At 74.3% G+C, this 16,110-nt stretch carries 17 protein-coding genes; 1 reads left to right on the forward strand and 16 read right to left on the reverse strand.

Going from position 1 to position 16,110, the window contains the following annotated elements; translation table 11 throughout:
- Positions 1–31: 31 nt before the first annotated feature.
- The 6 genes from HDA43_RS04395 to HDA43_RS04420 all read right to left on the reverse strand — a co-directional run bounded on the left by HDA43_RS04395 (position 32) and on the right by HDA43_RS04420 (position 5,892).
- Positions 32–790, reverse strand: a complete 759-nt coding sequence (locus tag HDA43_RS04395) for a methyltransferase domain-containing protein (protein WP_179818425.1) — start codon at positions 788–790, stop codon at positions 32–34.
- A 124-nt stretch (positions 791–914) separates the two neighbouring features.
- Positions 915–1,325 (reverse strand): transcription antitermination factor NusB, encoded by a 411-nt coding sequence (gene nusB / locus HDA43_RS04400; protein WP_179818426.1) that lies wholly within the window; start codon positions 1,323–1,325, stop codon positions 915–917.
- A complete protein-coding gene (gene efp / locus HDA43_RS04405; protein WP_179818427.1) occupies positions 1,325–1,885 on the reverse strand; it encodes an elongation factor P in 561 nt (186 codons plus the stop codon). Before efp ends, nusB begins: the two co-directional genes overlap by 1 nt.
- Before the next feature lie 25 nt (positions 1,886–1,910).
- Complete coding sequence (locus HDA43_RS04410; RefSeq protein ID WP_179818428.1) at positions 1,911–3,008, reverse strand: M24 family metallopeptidase; 1,098 nt, start codon at positions 3,006–3,008, stop codon at positions 1,911–1,913.
- Between the two features lie 193 nt (positions 3,009–3,201).
- Complete coding sequence (locus tag HDA43_RS04415; RefSeq protein WP_179818429.1) at positions 3,202–4,512, reverse strand: dicarboxylate/amino acid:cation symporter; 1,311 nt, start codon at positions 4,510–4,512, stop codon at positions 3,202–3,204.
- Between the two features lie 339 nt (positions 4,513–4,851).
- The gene (locus tag HDA43_RS04420) at positions 4,852–5,892 is read right to left on the reverse strand and encodes an LLM class F420-dependent oxidoreductase (protein WP_179818430.1); all 1,041 of its coding nucleotides are present in this window, start codon (positions 5,890–5,892) and stop codon (positions 4,852–4,854) included.
- A 227-nt stretch (positions 5,893–6,119) separates the two neighbouring features.
- Here HDA43_RS04420 and HDA43_RS04425 point away from each other — a divergent pair, with 227 nt between their 5' ends.
- Positions 6,120–7,007, forward strand: coding sequence for an endonuclease/exonuclease/phosphatase family protein (locus tag HDA43_RS04425; protein ID WP_179818431.1), 888 nt, complete (start codon positions 6,120–6,122; stop codon positions 7,005–7,007).
- Between the two features lies 1 nt (position 7,008).
- Here HDA43_RS04425 and HDA43_RS04430 read toward each other — a convergent pair whose 3' ends face one another.
- The 10 genes from HDA43_RS04430 to ribD form a co-directional block, all read right to left on the reverse strand.
- Positions 7,009–7,602 (reverse strand): nucleotidyltransferase family protein, encoded by a 594-nt coding sequence (locus HDA43_RS04430; protein WP_179822757.1) that lies wholly within the window; start codon positions 7,600–7,602, stop codon positions 7,009–7,011.
- A 41-nt stretch (positions 7,603–7,643) separates the two neighbouring features.
- Positions 7,644–8,750 carry an XdhC family protein gene (locus HDA43_RS04435; RefSeq protein ID WP_179818432.1) on the reverse strand — a complete coding sequence of 369 codons (1,107 nt, stop codon included), beginning with the start codon at positions 8,748–8,750 and terminating at the stop codon, positions 7,644–7,646.
- Positions 8,743–9,909: a vWA domain-containing protein gene (locus tag HDA43_RS04440; protein WP_179818433.1), complete on the reverse strand. Its 1,167-nt coding sequence runs from the start codon at positions 9,907–9,909 to the stop codon at positions 8,743–8,745. The genes HDA43_RS04435 and HDA43_RS04440 overlap by 8 nt, the downstream gene beginning before the upstream one ends.
- On the reverse strand, positions 9,893–10,783 hold the full coding sequence (locus tag HDA43_RS04445; RefSeq protein ID WP_312872995.1) for an AAA family ATPase: 891 nt from the start codon (positions 10,781–10,783) through the stop codon (positions 9,893–9,895). Before HDA43_RS04445 ends, HDA43_RS04440 begins: the two co-directional genes overlap by 17 nt.
- 181 nt (positions 10,784–10,964) lie before the next feature.
- Complete coding sequence (locus tag HDA43_RS04450; protein ID WP_179818435.1) at positions 10,965–11,423, reverse strand: PH domain-containing protein; 459 nt, start codon at positions 11,421–11,423, stop codon at positions 10,965–10,967.
- A 339-nt stretch (positions 11,424–11,762) separates the two neighbouring features.
- Positions 11,763–12,248, reverse strand: a complete 486-nt coding sequence (ribH, locus tag HDA43_RS04455) for a 6,7-dimethyl-8-ribityllumazine synthase (RefSeq protein WP_179818436.1) — start codon at positions 12,246–12,248, stop codon at positions 11,763–11,765.
- Entirely contained in the window at positions 12,245–13,609 is a 1,365-nt protein-coding gene (locus HDA43_RS04460) for a bifunctional 3,4-dihydroxy-2-butanone-4-phosphate synthase/GTP cyclohydrolase II (RefSeq protein ID WP_312872996.1), read from the reverse strand. Before HDA43_RS04460 ends, ribH begins: the two co-directional genes overlap by 4 nt.
- Positions 13,606–14,271, reverse strand: a complete 666-nt coding sequence (locus HDA43_RS04465; protein ID WP_179818437.1) for a nicotinamide mononucleotide transporter family protein — start codon at positions 14,269–14,271, stop codon at positions 13,606–13,608. Before HDA43_RS04465 ends, HDA43_RS04460 begins: the two co-directional genes overlap by 4 nt.
- Complete coding sequence (locus tag HDA43_RS04470) at positions 14,268–14,876, reverse strand: riboflavin synthase (RefSeq protein ID WP_179818438.1); 609 nt, start codon at positions 14,874–14,876, stop codon at positions 14,268–14,270. The genes HDA43_RS04465 and HDA43_RS04470 overlap by 4 nt, the downstream gene beginning before the upstream one ends.
- A complete protein-coding gene (ribD, locus tag HDA43_RS04475) occupies positions 14,857–16,077 on the reverse strand; it encodes a bifunctional diaminohydroxyphosphoribosylaminopyrimidine deaminase/5-amino-6-(5-phosphoribosylamino)uracil reductase RibD (protein ID WP_246423905.1) in 1,221 nt (406 codons plus the stop codon). Before ribD ends, HDA43_RS04470 begins: the two co-directional genes overlap by 20 nt.
- Positions 16,078–16,110: the final 33 nt, after the last annotated feature.

Consider the following 16,110-nt stretch of genomic DNA (forward strand, 5'->3'; position numbering starts at 1 on the left):
ATCCTATGGGAACAGGCGTTCGGCACAACCCTCATCGGTGGCCGAGGACGTGCAGCTGGGTCGCGATGTCCCGGAGCACCGGGTGCGCGGCGGCCGCCTGCTCCAGCGCGACCAGCGCGCGCGCCGCGCCCGGCTCGCCGTCGAGCAGCCGGCTGGGCACCAGGTCGGCGAAGATCCGCACGCCGTGGGCGTCGCCGGGGGTGAATCCGGCCCCGGCGAGGAGCCCGGACAGGGCCTCGCGGGTGAAGCGGCGGGGCGTGGGGTCGCGGTCGCCCCAGCGGCCCTCGGGATCGCCCAGGACCTCGCGGGCCTCGTCGAACCGGCCGGCGACCGAACGGTGCAGCGCGGCGGCGACCGGGTTGGCGGCCAGCACGCTGATCACGCCGCCCGCGCGCAGCAGGCCGCCCATGGCGGCCAGCGCCCCCGCCGGGTCCTCGACGTACTCCAGCACGCTGTGGCACAGCACCAGGTCGGCGGAGCCGGCCGGGAGCAGGTCACCGAGGTCGGCGGCGTCGCCCTGCAGGGCGCGCACGCCCACCCCCGCCTCCGCGGCGCGCCGCTCCAGGGCCGCCAGCGAGTCGGGGCTGGGGTCGACGACCGTGACGGCGTGCCCCAGCTCGGCCAGCGGTACGGCGAAGCCCCCCGTGCCGCCCCCGGCGTCGACGATGTCGAGCCGGTCCCGGCCGGTGGCGGACGACCGTTCGGCGAGCACCGCCCGCAGGACGTCCCAGACCACGGCGGTGCGGACCGCCGGGGTACCTGACTGCCGTGAAGTGCCTACGGCGCGCAACTTCGGATCGCCTCCCTCTGGCCGATGACCAGCCCAGCCTACGGCCGCGCCCGCGTGCGGCCCCCGGCGGCCCTCCGGGGAACCGGGGGCGGCGGGGGTCGCAGGGGCCGGCCGGAGCCGGGCCCTACAGCGCCAGGGAGGGCTTGAGCTGCTTGAACCGCGCCATCAGCCCGTTGACGAACTGCGGCGACTCGTCGGTGGACAGCTCCGAGGCCAGACCGACCCACTCGCTGATGACGACGCCCTCGGGGACGTCGGGCATCCACAGCAGCTCGTAGGTGCCGCCGCGCAGCAGGTTGCGGTCGACCGCGGGCATGCGGTCGAGGGTCCAGCCCTCGGAGTACGTGGTGATCAGCTCGTCGATGCGGTCACGGTGACGGCACACGCCCTCGACGATCGCCGCGGTGTACTCGTTGACCGGCGGGTCGGCCCGCTCCAGGCGCTCCGCGAGGATCTTGAGAGGGTCCTCGCCGCGCGCCTCCGACTCGAACAGGATGTCGAGCGCGCGCCTGCGCGCCTTACCGCGTGCCGACATCAGGCGCGGCCGAGGTAATCGCCGGTGCGGGTGTCGACCTTGACCTTCTCGCCGGTCGTGATGAACAGCGGCACCTTGATCTCGGCGCCGGTCTCCAGCTTGGCGGGCTTGGTGCCGCCGGTGGAGCGGTCGCCCTGCAGGCCCGGCTCGGTCTCGGCGATGGTCAGCTCGACGGCCGCCGGGAGCTCGACGTAGAGGACGTTGCCCTCGTTGATCGCCACGGTGGCGAGCATGTTCTCCAGCAGGTAGTTCGCGGCGTCGCCGACCGCGACCCGGGAGACGTTGAGCATGTCGTAGGTCTCGGTGTCCATGAACACGAACTCGTCGCCGTCCATGTAGGAGAACTGCATCTCCCGCTTGTCGACGTTGGCCACCTCGACCTTGACGCCCGCGTTGAAGGTCTTGTCCACGACCTTGCCCGACAGGATGTTCTTCAGCTTGGTGCGGACGAACGCACCACCCTTGCCGGGCTTGACGTGCTGGAACTCCACGACGGTCCAGAGCTCGCCGCCATCGAGCTTGAGCACCAGGCCGTTCTTGAGGTCGTTCGTCGTCGCCACTAGTTTCTCCTGCGTACGGCCGCTCTTAAAGGACAAGCAGCTCTTTGGTCGTCCGTGTGAGAAGTTCCGGTCCGTCATCACGTGTCACGAGCGTGTCCTCGATGCGGACGCCGCCCCTGCCAGGTATGTAGACCCCGGGCTCAACGGTGACCGGTACTCGATCCTCTAGTCTAGCGTGCCCGCGCCCTGGCTCGGTCTTCGCGGCGGCCGGGACCGGAGACAGGAACGGCACCTCGTGGATCTCCAGTCCGACGCCGTGCCCGAGGCCGTGGCCGAAGTGCCCGCCGTGGCCGGCCGCGGCGATGAGGTCGCGGGCGGCGGCGTCCACCTCGTGGGTGGCGGCGCCGGGCCGTACGGCCTCGCGGCCCGCGCGCTGGGCGGCGCGGACCAGGTCGTACAGCTCGCGCTGCCAGCCGGCGGGCTCGCCGATCGCCACCGTCCGGGTCATGTCGGCGTGGTAGCCGCCGTAGCGCGCCCCGAAGTCCATCGTGACGAGGTCGCCGCGGGCGAGGGGCCGGTCCGAGGGCGAGTGGTGCGGGATGGAGCCGTTGGGCCCGCTCGCCACGATCGTGGCGAAGGCGGGCGCGTCGGCGCCCAGGTCCGCCATGAGGCGTTCCAGCGTCCGGGCGACCTCCCGCTCGGTCAGGCCGGGCCGCAGCGTGGGAAGCAGTTCGGCGAACGCCCGGTCGGTCAGCTCGCACGCGGTGCGCAGCAGGCCGATCTCCTCCTCGTCCTTGACCCGGCGCACCGACTCCACCAGGCCGGACAGCCGCAGCAGGTCCCCGCCCAGCGTGAAGTAGACGTCCGCCGTCATCCGGTGGGCCTCGACGGCGAGGCGGCCGGGCGGCGAGCCGTCCAGGACGGCCGTGGCCAGGACCCCGGTGACGTCGCGGTCCTCGATCACCTCGACGTCGGGGCAGACCCGCCGGGCGGTCTCGGCGTAGCGGGAGTCGGTGGCGAGCGCGGCGCGGGCGTCGGCCCGGACGAGCAGGGCCGCGTTGGAGCTGTCCAGGCCGGTCAGGTAGCGGACGTTGACGCCGCCGGTGACCAGGATCGCGTCCGCCTCGCAGGCGGGGAGCAGGGCCGCCAGGCGCTCGCGGCGCCGGGCATGGGTGACGGTCATTAAGGCATGGTATTGCCCGTTTCACGATTCTTCCCGTGCCACCCGGACGGACTTTTCGCGCCACCCGGCCGGGACGGGGCACGCGCCGTACGGATCACCGGCGGGCGGGGCGGGGCACCCGTAGGGGTGTCCGGCGCGGAACGCGCGGAGGGCGGGCCCCGGTGGACCGGGACCCGCCCTCAGGCGTGGGGCGTCAGGCCGGAACGGGCTCGGCTCCGCCGCGGCCGCGGCCGGGAGTGGAGGCGGGAGCGGGCGCCTCGTCCAGCGGCTGCGGCGGGGCGTTGAGGACCGCCTCGTCGAGCCTGCCCTCGGAGCGGGCCACGATGACCGGCACGACCATCTGGCCGGCCACGTTGGTGGCGGTACGGATCATGTCGAGGATCGGGTCGATCGCCAGCAGCAGGCCGACGCCCTCAAGCGGCAGGCCGAGCGTGCTGAGGGTGAGGGTGAGCATCACGATCGCGCCGGTCAGGCCGGCGGTGGCGGCGGAGCCGACCACGGAGACGAACGCGATCAGCAGGTAGTCGCCCACCCCGAGCGGGACGCCGAACACCTGCGCCACGAAGATCGCGGCCAGGGCCGGGTAGATCGCGGCGCAGCCGTCCATCTTGGTGGTCGCCCCGAACGGCACGGCGAAGGAGGCGTAGTCGCGGTCCACGCCGAGGCGCTCGGTGGTGACGCGCTGGGTGAGCGGCATGGTGCCGACCGAGGAGCGGGAGACGAAGGCCAGCTCGATGGCGGGCCAGGCGTTGCGGTAGAAGGTCAGCGGGCTGACCTTGCCGGCGAGGGCCAGCAGCAGCGGGTAGCTGACGAGCAGGACCAGGGCGCAGCCGATGTAGACGCCCGCGCTGAACTTGGCGAGGGGGGCCAGCAGGTCCCAGCCGTAGGTGGCGATGGACTTGCCGATGAGGCCGGCGGTGCCGATCGGGGCCAGCCGGATGATCCACCACAGGGCCTTCTGGACCAGCTCCAGGACGGACTGGCCGAGGTCGAGGAACGGCTTGGCCTTCTCCCCCACCGCGATGGCGGCGGCGCCGAGGACGGCCCCCAGGAAGACGATCTGCAGGACGTTGACCTCGGTGAAGGAGGTCACGATGTTGGTCGGGATGATGCCGGTCAGGAAGTCGACCCAGGTGCCGGCGCCCTCCAGGTCGGGGGCCTTGGCGCCCGCCGTGGAGATGGTGACACCCTGTCCCGGGTTGAGCAGCAGCCCGAGGCCGATGCCGAACGCCACGGCGATCAGTGAGCTGCCCAGGAACCACATCAGCGTCTTGCCGGCCAGCCGGGCGGCGCCGTTGACGTTGCGCAGGTTGGCCACGCTGACGATGACGGCGGTGAAGACCAGCGGCGGGACGGCCAGCTTGAGGAGCTGGACGAAGATCTTGCCGACCTCGGTCAGGGTGGCGGTGAGCCAGGCGACGTCGCCGGCCCGGGCGACGAAGCCGAGGACGATGCCGACGGCCAGGCCCAGCAGTAGTTGCAGGGAGAAGGAGAACTTCTTCATGAAGAGACTTTCGGAAAAAGGCACGCCGGAGCGGACACGGTCGTGCCGGTGAGGAAAGGGGGTGATCGAGGGTGGACCGGGGTCAGCGACAGAGACGGCTGCTGGTGCGGCACAGATCGACGTGCAGCCGCTCGACGAGCCACACGATCACCGGAGAGAACCTCACGAGGGGGTAAAACCAGCCGGTTCGCCCCATGATTCCCCCTTTCTCTGTGATCCACCTCACATTTCAGGAAAGATCAGAGGGTTTGTCAATGACCGGCGCGGACCGGCGGGCCGCCGGACGCGAGAAGGGGGCCGGCCGGAGCCGTGCCCCCTTCCGGGAGAAGACGCGCGGGGTCAGGACGCGAGGTCCCTGACCTTCTCGATCAGCCGGACCCGCTCGGCGTGCGTGCGGCCCAGCGGGGCGACGTTGATCGTGGTGACGCCCGAGTCCCGCATCACCGCCAGGCGCTCGCGGACGTGGCTCTCCGGGCCGATCAGCGACATCTGCTCCAGCAGCTCCCCGGGGACGAGCGCGGCGGCCTCGTCCTTCTTGCCGTCGAGGTAGAGGTTCTGGATCTGCTCGGCCTCCTTCTCGTAGCCGTAGCGGCGGGCGAGGTCGTTGTAGAAGTTCTTGCCCTTGGCGCCCATGCCGCCGATGTAGAGGGCGGCCATCGGCCGGCCCAGCTCCAGCCACTCCGACACGTCCTCGCCGATGGCCAGCGGCGCCTGGGCGATGACGTCGAGCTCGCCCAGGGCCGGGTCGCGCCTGGCCTTCCCCGCGGCCAGGGACGCCCCCCAGACGTCGGCGGCCTTCTCCGGCATGTAGAAGATCGGCTCCCAGCCCTCCGCCAGCTCCGCGGCCAGCTCGACGTTCTTGGGCCCGATGGCGGCGATCACGATGGGGATGCGGTCCCGGACCGGACGGTTGATGATCTTCAGTGGCTTGCCCAGGCCGGTGCCCTGGTCCGCGGGCAGCGGGACGTTGTAGTACCTGCCCTCGTAGGTCAGGCGCTCGCGCCTCCAGACCCGGCGGCAGATCTCCACGACCTCGCGGGTACGGCCCAGCGGCGCGGTGTACGGCACGCCGTGGAAGCCCTCGATGACCTGCGGCCCCGAGGCGCCCAGGCCCAGGGTGAAGCGGCCGTCGGAGACGTAGTCCATGCCGGCGGCGGTCATGGCCAGCAGGGTCGGGGTGCGGGAGTAGATCGGCAGGATGCCGGAGGCGATCTGCAGCCGTTCCGTCCTCGCCGCGATGTAGCCCATCTGGCTCACCGCGTCGAAGCTGTACGCCTCGGCCACGAAGACGATGTCGAGCCCCGCCTTCTCGTAGTCGGCCAGTTCGGCCACCGTCTCCTTGAAGCCCCCCGAGTAGTTCAGGGCCATGCCGATGCGCATCGTGAGATCGTCCTTCCGCACGCGTCCGGGTCCGCCCGCGGGCCCCGCCGGCTTACGTGGTCGCCCGGGCGGCCTCGGGAAACCGAATGATGTTCCGCTGCCTTCACAGGACAGGCTATCGACTCACCGGCCGGCCACCAAGCGCCCCCCTTCGCACCGCGAAGCCGGTAGCGTACGCGTTCCAGGGGCAGTGGAGGATCATGGTCAAGCGGGCGGGGAGCAGCGCAGTGCTCGAGCGGATGATCATCGTGTTGGCGGGGGCGCTGGCCCTGGTCCTCGGCGGCCACGGGCTCCTGCCGGACCTCGGCGGGTTCACACCGGTGCTGGAGAGCGGGCTGCCCTGGCTCGGCGTCGCCGTACCGCTCCTGCTGCTGGGCGCGCTGCCGGCCCGCTCGTGGAAGGCCGTCGCCGCCGCGCTGGTCCCGGCGGCCGTGTGGGGGGTCATGTTCGGCCCCGCCCTGCTGCGCAGGCCGCCCGGCGGGCCGAGCGACCTGTCGGTCGCCACGCTCAACGTGGGGGTGACCAACGCCGCCTCCGGGCGGGCCGTACGGGCCCTGGCCGAGGGCAGGGACCTCGTCGCCGTGCAGGAGCTCACCCCGGGCGGCCCGGCGGCGAAGGCGCTCGGCGAGGCCCTCCCGTACCACTACCAGGTCACGACGGTGGGCCTGTGGAGCCGGTTCCCGATCATCGAGGCTCGCAAGGCGGACATCGGCCTGGCCTGGGCGCGGGCGCTGCGGGCCGTGCTGAGCACCCCCAAGGGCAGGGTGACCGTCTACGTCATGCACCTGGCCTCGGCCCGTCCCGGCGAGACGGCCATGCGCGACAAGAACCTCTCCTACGTCCGGCGGATCATCGACGCCGACACCAGCCGGCGCCTGCTCCTGCTCGGCGACCTCAATACCGCCACCACCGACCGCAACCGCTCCGGCCTGGTGCCCCCGCTGCTGGACGCCCAGCAGGAGGCGGGGTCGGGGCTCGGCTTCACCTGGCCGGCGTCCTTCCCCGTCACCCGGCCCGACCACATCCTCTACCGCGGCCTGGTCGCCACCGGCGCGGCGGTCGAGGAGGCCGCGGGCAGCGACCACCGCGCGGCCGTGGCCACCCTGCGCTTCTAGGTCACCGCTCCCGCAGCGCCGACAGGTCGGCCGGGGTGTCGATGTCGGCCGGGTCGCCCACGTCGTCGCAGGCCACCGCGACGACCAGTTCGGGGTGGGCCCGCAGGAACGGCCGGGCGCCGACGTCGCCGGTCGCCATCGCGGCGACCCTCCCGAAGTGCTCCCTCGCGATCAGCACAGGGTTCCTCGGCGCCCCGCCGTAGGCCGCGACGGCCACCGACGCGCCCTGCCGCGCGGCCCGGACCAGCCGCCGCACCGCCTCCGGGCCGACGAACGGCTGGTCCACCAGGGCGATCACGACCCGCTCGGCGTCGTCCGGCAGCGCGGCCAGGCCGGCGCGCAGGGAGGAGCCCATGCCGGTGCGCCACCGGGGATTGCGCACCGTCACCGCCCCGCGCACCTGCGCGGTCGCGGCCCCGAGCACGACGACCACCGGGTGGCAGCCGCCCTCGCGCAGCGTCCGCACCCCGCGGTCGACCAGCCGCTCGCCCCGGAACTCGACCAGCGCCTTGGGCGTGCCGAGCCGCGAGCCCGCCCCAGCGGCCAGCAGCAGCCCGGCGGTGAGCGGCTCGGCGGGCCCGCCCGCCCCGTGGATCCACGGGTCCGGGGGCCCCGAGGCGCCCGAGGTCCCTCGGGTCACCGCCGGACCCCGTCCCCGTGGATGCGCCCGGAGCCGCCGGTGAGCGGCCGCCCCGAACCGCCCCAGCGCAGCTGGACCAGCTCGGCGGCGATGGAGACCGCCGTCTCCTCGGGGGTCCGCGCGCCCAGGTCGAGCCCGATCGGCGAACGCAGCCGCGCCAGCTCGGCCTCCCCCAGCCCGGCCTGCCGCAGCCGCTCCAGGCGGTCCTCGTGGGTACGGCGCGAGCCCATCGCGCCGACGTAGCCGGCCGGGGTGCGCAGCGCGACCTCCAGCAGCGGCACGTCGAAGCGGGGGTCGTGGGTGAGCACGCAGATCGCGGTGCGCTCGTCCACGGTGATCGAGGTCAGGTAGTCATGCGGCCACCTGACCACGACCTCGTCGGCGTCGGGGAAGCGCCTGGCCGTGGCGAAGACCGGCCGGGCGTCGCAGACGACCACGTGGTAACCGAGGAACTTGCCGATCCTGGCCACCGCGGCGGCGAAGTCGATCGCGCCGAAGACCAGCATCCGGGGCGGCGGGGCGAAGGAGTGCACGAAGACCGCCAGGTCGTCGAGCCGCCGCTCGCCGTGCGGGCCGTACCGGCGGATCCCGGTGATCCCCTGGGCGAGCATGCCGCGGGCGTCGTCGTCGACGGCGTCGTCCAGCCGGTCCCCGCCGAGGGAGCCGGAGGCCCGGTCCGGCCAGACGATCCGGCGGGCGCCGGTCCGGCCGGGCCCGGACAGCACGGTCGCCACCGCCACCGGCTCGCGGGCGGACACCGACCCGGCCACCTCCCCCAGCTCGGGGAACGCCTCGCGCGAGACCGGCTCGACGAACACGTCGAGGATGCCCCCGCAGGTCAGACCGGCCGAGAAGGCGTCGTCGTCGCTCACGCCGTACCGCTGCAGGACCGGGACGCCGGAGGCGGCCACCTCGCGGGCCAGCTCGTAGACGGCGCCCTCGACGCAGCCGCCCGAGACGCTGCCCTCGGCCTCCTCGCCGGACACGGCCATGGCGGCGCCCGGCGGGCGGGGCGCGCTGCGGAAGGTGCTCACCACGGTGGCCAGGCCGAACGTCTCACCGGCCGCCCACCACCGCACGATCTGCGACAACACGTCACGCATGAGCCCCTCCCAGGAGCGCGGCCAGTTCCTCGAACGCCGCCAGGCTGTGCCCGGCGACGAAGTCGTCGACGTACGGCAGGGCCGCGCGCATCCCGGCGGTGAGCGGCCGGTAGCCCTCCCGCCCCCGGTGCGGGTTGACCCAGATCACCCGGTGCGCCACCCGCGACAGCCGGGCCATCTGCGCGCCCAGCAGCGAGACGTCGCCGCGTTCCCACCCGTCGGAGGCGATGACCACGGTCGCGCCGCGGGCGTCGTTCAGCGCGAGGAGCCGGCGCAGCTCCTCCCCCAGGCGGGTGCCGCCGCTCCAGTCGGGGACGGCGCGGGACACGGCGTCCATCGCGGCGGCCGGGTCGCGGCGGCGCAGCTCGGCGGTGACGCGGGTGAGGCGGGTGCCGGCGCTGAACACCTCGGTGGCCCCGGGCTCGGTGGCGACGAGGGCGTGGCCGAAGCGCAGCAGCGTGTCGGCGTAGGGGGTCATGGAGCCGCTGACGTCGATCACCAGCACGACCCGGCGGGGCCTGGTGCGGTGGACGCGGCGGCGCAGCCGGGCGGTCTCCCCGCCGCGCCGCAGGGTCTCGCGGATCGTCGCGGCGGGGTCGAGCCGTCCGCGCCGCGACGGCCGGGACCGCCGCGACCTGCGCCGCTCGCGCCCGGCCCGGAGCAGGGCCAGCAGCCGGTGCACCTCGGCCAGCTCGGCAGCGGTCAGCCTGGCCACGTCCCGGTTGCGCAGCACCTCCAGCTCGCTGGCGCCGGCCGGCCGCGCCGCGGACTCGCGCTCGCCGCCGTCGCCGGACTCGCCGGCGAGGGTGGCGACGTGCCGGGTGACGGTCACCGTCGCGGACCGGGCGGGACCCGCCCGCAGGCCCCCGAAGTAGGCCGCGAAGACCCGGTCGTAGCGGGGCAGGTCCTCGGCGGAGGCGCACAGGGTGAGCCGGCCGGCCCAGTAGACGTCCCCCGGCCGGGCGGCGTCCAGGTGGGACAGCGCGCGCAGCAGCCCCTGGGTCCTGGCGTGGTCGGCGGGGACCCCGGCGGCCCGGAGCGTCCGGGCGAAACCGGTCATGACGGCGACCAGGTCGCGGCCGCCCAGGTCGCGGCCGCCCGGATCACGGTCGCCGGGATCGCGGTCGGCCGGATCGCGGTCGTCAGCGGCGGAGGTCATCGAACAGCCCGTTCCCGAGCGCGGCCTCGTGGTCCTCCCGGTGCTTGAGCAGGGCGCCGAGCGTGGCGGCGGCCAGGGCGGGGTCGAGGTCGCGGGCGCCGAGGGTCAGCAGGGCCTCGGTCCAGTCGAGGGTCTCGGCGATTCCCGGCGGCTTGACCAGGTCGGCCCCGCGCAGCCGCCCGGCCGCGCGGGCGACCTGCCGGGCGAGCGTCTCGGAGCAGGCGGGCAGGCGGCGCAGCAGGATCTCGACCTCGCGGTCGAAGGAGGGGTGCTCCAGCCAGTGGTAGAGGCAGCGCCGCTTCAGGGCGTCGTGCACCTCGCGGGTGCGGTTGGAGGTCAGCACGACGACCGGGGGACGCTCGGCGCGGATCGTGCCGAGCTCCGGGACGGAGATCGCGAAATCGGAGAGCACCTCGAGCAGGATCGCCTCGAACTCCACGTCGGCCCGGTCGACCTCGTCGATCAGCAGCACGCTGGGCCAGGTCTCGATCGCCCGCAGCAGCGGCCGGGCGATCAGGAAGCGCCGGTCGTAGACCTCCGTCTCCAGGCGGGCCGGGTCGGCGGCCCCGCCCGCCTCGGCGGCCTTGAGGTGCAGGAGCTGGCGGGCGAAGTCCCAGTCGTAGAGGGCCTGGGGGCCGTCGAGGCCCTCGTAGCACTGCAACCTGATCAGCGGCGCGTCCAGCACGGCGGCCAGGGCCCTGGCCAGCTCGGTCTTGCCGACCCCCGCCGCGCCCTCCAGCAGCAGGGGGCGGCCCATCCGCAGCGCCAGGAAGGCGGCGGTGGCCAGCCCCTCGCCGGCGAGGTACGCCTGCCGGTCGAGCAACCCGGCCAGCTCGCCGGGCGAGCCGAGGTCTGACGCGTCGGTCGTCCGCACCACATCAGGCTACGCCCGCCCACCCGTTTCCAGGGGTTCCGGCGGTGTCCGGTTCCGGCTGATTCAGCGGTACGGCGGGCCCGGCGGACCAGCCGGTCCCGGCGGCGCTCGACGGCTCCCGGATCCGGCGGCCCCATCGGGTGGACCGGGCCCGGCGGCGCTCAGTGAAGCTCGGCGGCGTTCAGCGGCGCTCTTCGGTCTCCCCGCGCTCCCGGATGAGCGCCAGCAGCTCGCGGACCTGCCGTACGGTCCGGTCCTTCTCCGAGCCCTGCAGGCCCATGGCGCCGACGGTCGCGCCGTCGGCGAAGTCGATCTTGGCCCAGGGCTCGCTCTCGACCAGCGTCACCCCCAGGACCTCGGGCCACTCGTAGCGGTGCACCCGCAGCGGGTTGACCACGATGACGCCTTGCTCGTCGGCCTCCACCCGGCACCTCCCCAGCCGGTGCAGCAGCCAGGCGATCACCCCGCCGAGCGCGACCATCGCGATCCGGTCGGCCGGGCCGAACGGCTCGGGGAGCACGAACGCCATCACCAGCGCGCCCAGCATGACCAACCCGGCGAAACCGTAGGCCACGACCCGCCCCTTCTTCGGCCGCCACACGACGGGCAACGCGGGCGCGGGGACGCTCTCGGGGCTCACTGGATGATCACGATCCTTCGGGAAACCGCCGCTCAGAGCGGTTGTGACGGCAATCACGGCACCTGACGAAATCTATCGCACACCCCGGTGGCCCGTGCCCGCGGCTCGGCCGGGCCGCGCCGCGGCGGACCGGCGGGCGTCTGTACGGCACGGGCGGCACGGGCCGCCGGGCCGTGACGGGACCGGCGGGTCGGCCCGCGAACCCCGGGAGCGGGCGGGACGATCCCGGAAGCGGACCCTGGAAGCGGGACTTGGGAGCGGCCCCCGGGAGCGGGCCGGACGATCCCGGAAGCGGACCCTGGGCGCGGGCCCCGGGAGTGGCCGGGACCCGCGGGGTCCCTAGCGGGACGCCTCGCCGGGGGCGAGGTCGCGCAGCAGCAGCGCGGTCTCCAGGGCGGCGACGGTGGCCTCGTAGCCCTTGTCCTCCTTGCTGCCCGGCAGCCCGGCGCGGTCGAGCGCCTGCTGGAGGGTTTCGCAGGTCAGCACGCCGTTGCCGACCGGCGTCCGCTCGTCAAGGGAGATCCGGGTCAGGCCGGAGGTCACCGAGTCGCAGACGTAGTCGAAGTGGGCGGTCTCCCCGCGGATCACCGCCCCGAGGGCGACGACCGCGTCGCAGCGGGCGGCCAGCGCCTGGGCCACGACGGGGATCTCCAGCGACCCGGCCACCCGGACCACCGTCTCGGCGGCGCCGCTGTCCCGGGCGGCCTGGACGGCCCGCTCCACGAGCCGGTCGGTGATCTCCGCGTGCCACCGGGCGGCCACGATGCCGACGGTCAGCCCGGCGGCGTCGGCGGCGTCGGCCGGGGGCCTTCCGGTGCCGCTCACGCGTCCTCCCGCCCGCCGCGGACGCCCGGCGCGGCCGGCACGTCCGACGCGCCCGGCACGGCCGCCGCGTCCCACGTGCCCGGCGTGCCCGGCACGTCCGGTGCGCCGGGCGCGGTCCGCCCGCCGATCTCCCGGGTCATCGCCCCTCCCGGTGGTTCCTGCCCGATGTCGTGGCCGAGGCGGTCGCGCTTGGCCGTGAGGTACCTCTCGTTGTACGGGTTCATCGCCACCGGCATCGGCTCGCGGCCGAGCACCTTGACGCCGTAGCCGTCCATCCCGCGCAGCTTGGCCGGGTTGTTGGTGAGCAGCCGGACCGACTTCACGCCCAGGTCGGAGAGGATCTGACCGGCGTTGGAGAACTCGCGGGCGTCCACCGGCAGCCCGAGCTCCAGGTTGGCGTCCACGGTGTCGCTGCCGGTGTCCTGGAGGCTGTAGGCGCGGAGCTTGGCCAGCAGCCCGATGCCGCGCCCCTCGTGGCCGCGCAGGTACACGACCACCCCGCGGCCCTCCTCGGCGATCATCGACATGGCGTTGTCGAGCTGCACCCCGCAGTCGCAGCGCAGCGAGCCGAGCACGTCGCCGGTCAGGCACTCGGAGTGGGCCCGGACCAGGACGTTCTCGCCGTCCTCCAGGTCGCCGTAGACGAGGGCGAGGTGCTCGCCGCCGTCCAGGGCGCTGGAGTAGCCGTAGGCGCGCCACATCCCGTGGCGGTTCGGCAGCCGGGTCTCGGCGACCCGGTTCACCATCCGCTCGGTCCTGCGGCGGAACTCGGCGAGCTGCTCGATGGAGACCAGCGCCAGGTCGTGCTCGTCGCAGAACTCGCGCAGCTCGGGCAGCCGCTTCATGGTGCCGTCGTCGTTGACGACCTCGGCGAGCGCGCCCGCCGGGGTCAGCCCCGCCAGCCTGGCGAGGTCGACGGCCGCCTCGGTGTGGCCGCGCCGCGCCAGCACGCCGCCCTCGCGGTAGCGCAGCGGGAAGACGTGGCCGGGCCGTACCAGCTCGTAGGGTTCGGTCGCCGAGTCGCACAGGGTGCGGATCGTCTTGGCCCGGTCGGCGGCGGAGATGCCGGTGGTCACGCCGTCGCGGGCGTCCACGCTGATCGTGTAGGCGGTGCGCAGCCGCTCGCGGTTGTCGGCCACCATCAGCGGCAGGCCGAGCCGGTCGAGGGCCTCGCCGGGCATCGACACGCAGATCACGCCGCTGGTGTGGCGGATGGTGAAGGCCAGCAGCGAAGGGGTGGCGCGGGCCGCGGCGAAGATGATGTCACCCTCGTTCTCGCGGTTCTCGTCGTCGACGACCACGACGGGGCGGCCGTCGCGGATGTCGTTGATGGCCCGTTCGATCGGGTCGAGCACGGTCACAGCGCCTCCTCGGGGACGAGTGCCGCCCGGGAGGAGCGGTACTCCTTGAGCCAGTTCAGGAGCCCTGCCAGGACGAGCACGAAGAACACCCCGTACACCGCCCCGGACACGACGAGTCCGGACTTGAAGGCCAGCGGCACGCCGACCAGGTCGACGGCCACCCAGACGATCCAGAAGTCGACCAGCGCCCGCCCCTGCGCCCAGGTGGCGACGGCGCTGCCGACGAAGATGTAGGCGTCGGCGGCGACCAGGTAGTAGCCCTCGGGCGGCGGGACGGCCGCGCCCCAGGACAGCTTGGCGACGTAGAAGACGACGCCCACCGCGATCGTGCCGATCAGCAGGGTCGCGATCATCCCGGCGCGTTCGGCGGGCCGCGCGGGCCGCACGGGCAGGCTCCCGCCGTCGCGGATGCCGCGCGACCAGCGCCACCAGCCGTAGATCGCCAGGCCGCCGAACATGACCTGCTTGAGGGCGTTGCCGGTGATGTGCGCGGTGAGGGAGGCGACGAGCAGCAGCACCGCGCCGGTGAGCTGCACCGGCCAGGTCCACAGCGACCTGCGCATCGCCAGCAGCACCGTGGCCAGGGAGGCGACGTTGCCGACCAGGTCGGTCCAGAGCACCTTCGTGCCGAGGACCTCGAATCCCGCCTGCGCCCAGTTCACGCCCGGCCCCCGGGGACGTATCCGGCGGTCAGCTTCTCCACGTGCTTGGCGATGACGTCGGCCTCCAGGTTCACCGGGTCGCCCGGCCGCTTCGCGCCGAGGGTGGTGAGCCGCAGCGTGGTGGGGATCAGGCTGACGGTGAGGCTCTCGCCGTCCACGCCCGCCACGGTCAGGCTGACGCCGTCCACCGCGATCGAGCCCTTCTCGACCACGTAGCGGTTCAGCTCGGCCGGCAGCGAGATCCTGACGACCTCCCAGTGCTCGCCCGGCTCACGTGACAGCAGCGTGCCGGTGCCGTCGACGTGGCCCTGGACGATGTGGCCGCCCAGGCGCGCGTCGGCGCGGACGGCCCGTTCCAGGTTGACCGGGGAGCCGGGCCGCAGCGCCCCGAGGGAGCTGCGGTCCAGGGTCTCCTTCATCACGTCGGCGGTGAAGACGTCGCCGTCCACCTCCACCACGGTCAGGCAGACGCCGTTGACGGCGATCGAGTCGCCGTGCCGGGCGTCGGCGGTCACGACCGGGCCGCGGACCGACAGCCGCGCCGCGTCCGGCAGCGGCTCGACCGCGGCGATCTCGCCGAGCTCCTCAACGATTCCGGTGAACATCCGCATCTCCTCGAAGGGGTATCGGCCGGGCGGTGAGCCGCAGGTCCGGGCCGGTGGGGGTGACATCCTCGAACTCCAGCCGGTGGGTGCCGGCGATCGTGGCGACGCCGGCCGGTCCGAGCGCGGCGGCCCCCGCGCCCAGCAGCGCGGGCGCGAGGTAGCCGACGACCCGGTCCACCAGGCCCTCGCGCAGGAACGAGCCCGCGAGCGTGGGCCCGCCCTCCAGCAGCACGCCGACGACCTCCCGGCGGCGCAGCTCGGCGAGCAGCTCCGCCAGGTCGAGGCCGTACGGCTCGCGCCGCGGCAGCCGCACCACCTCGGCCCGCCCGGCGATGGCCTTGACCGCGACGGGGTCGGCTTCGGCGGCGACCGCCACCAGGGTGGGCGCCCCGCCGTCCAGGACGCGGGCGCCGGCGGGGGTGCGGGCGGCGGAGTCGACGACCACGCGCAGCGGCTGCCGGGCGGGCGGCCCGCCGGCGGGGCGGGCGGTCAGGAGGGGGTCGTCGGCGAGAACGGTGCCGATGCCCGCCACGACCGCGTCGGCCTCGGCGCGCAGGCGGTGCACGTCGGCGCGGGCCTCGGGGGAGGTGATCCACTGGCTGGTGCCGTCGGCGGCGGCCGAGCGGCCGTCCAGCGTCGCGGCGTACTTCCAGGTGACGTGCGGGCGGCCGAGCCGTACGGAGGTCAGCCACTCGGCGTTGCCGCGCTCGGCCTCGGCGGCGAGGACGCCGGTCTCCACCGTCACCCCGTGCCGCCGCAGGCGTTCGGCGCCGCCGGCGGCCTGCGGGTTGGGGTCGCGCACCGCGACGACGACGCGGGCGACGCCCGCCGCCAGCAGCGCGGCGGAGCAGGGCCCGGTGCGCCCGGTGTGGTCGCAGGGTTCGAGGGTGACGTAGGCGGTGCCGCCCCGGGCGCGCTCGCCGGCGGCGCGCAGCGCGACCACCTCGGCGTGGGGGCCGCCGGCGTGGGCGTGGAACCCCTCCCCCGCCACCCGGCCCGAGGCGTCGAGGACGACGCATCCGACCACGGGGTTGGGGCTGGTGGTGCCGCGTCCGCGCGCGGCGAGCTCGATCGCCCGGCGCATGTGCGCCAGATCAGTCACCCGGGTCTCCTCGTCGCCAGTAGCTTTGCCTGCCACGGCGGCCCCGGGGGAGATCACGACGGCACGCGCGCCGCTCGCGGCGGCGGCCCGCACCGTCATCGGCGGAAGGGTGCCCGAAGACACTCCTCCCGC

The sequence above is a fragment of the Streptosporangium sandarakinum genome, assembly GCF_013409935.1.
Classification (GTDB): domain Bacteria; phylum Actinomycetota; class Actinomycetes; order Streptosporangiales; family Streptosporangiaceae; genus Streptosporangium; species Streptosporangium nondiastaticum.

Bases quoted from the DNA above. Each gene is read 5' to 3' on its own strand.
- nusB (WP_179818426.1), bottom strand. From the start codon at position 1,325: ATGTCGGCACGCGGTAAGGCGCGCAGGCGCGCGCTCGACATCCTGTTC.
- HDA43_RS04410 (WP_179818428.1), bottom strand. From the start codon at position 3,008: ATGACCGTCACCCATGCCCGGCGCCGCGAGCGCCTGGCGGCCCTGCTC.
- HDA43_RS04415 (WP_179818429.1), bottom strand. From the start codon at position 4,512: ATGAAGAAGTTCTCCTTCTCCCTGCAACTACTGCTGGGCCTGGCCGTC.
- HDA43_RS04420 (WP_179818430.1), bottom strand. From the start codon at position 5,892: ATGCGCATCGGCATGGCCCTGAACTACTCGGGGGGCTTCAAGGAGACG.
- HDA43_RS04435 (WP_179818432.1), bottom strand. From the start codon at position 8,750: ATGCGTGACGTGTTGTCGCAGATCGTGCGGTGGTGGGCGGCCGGTGAG.
- HDA43_RS04440 (WP_179818433.1), bottom strand. From the start codon at position 9,909: ATGACCTCCGCCGCTGACGACCGCGATCCGGCCGACCGCGATCCCGGC.
- HDA43_RS04470 (WP_179818438.1), bottom strand. From the start codon at position 14,876: ATGTTCACCGGAATCGTTGAGGAGCTCGGCGAGATCGCCGCGGTCGAG.
- ribD (WP_246423905.1), bottom strand. From the start codon at position 16,077: ATGACGGTGCGGGCCGCCGCCGCGAGCGGCGCGCGTGCCGTCGTGATC.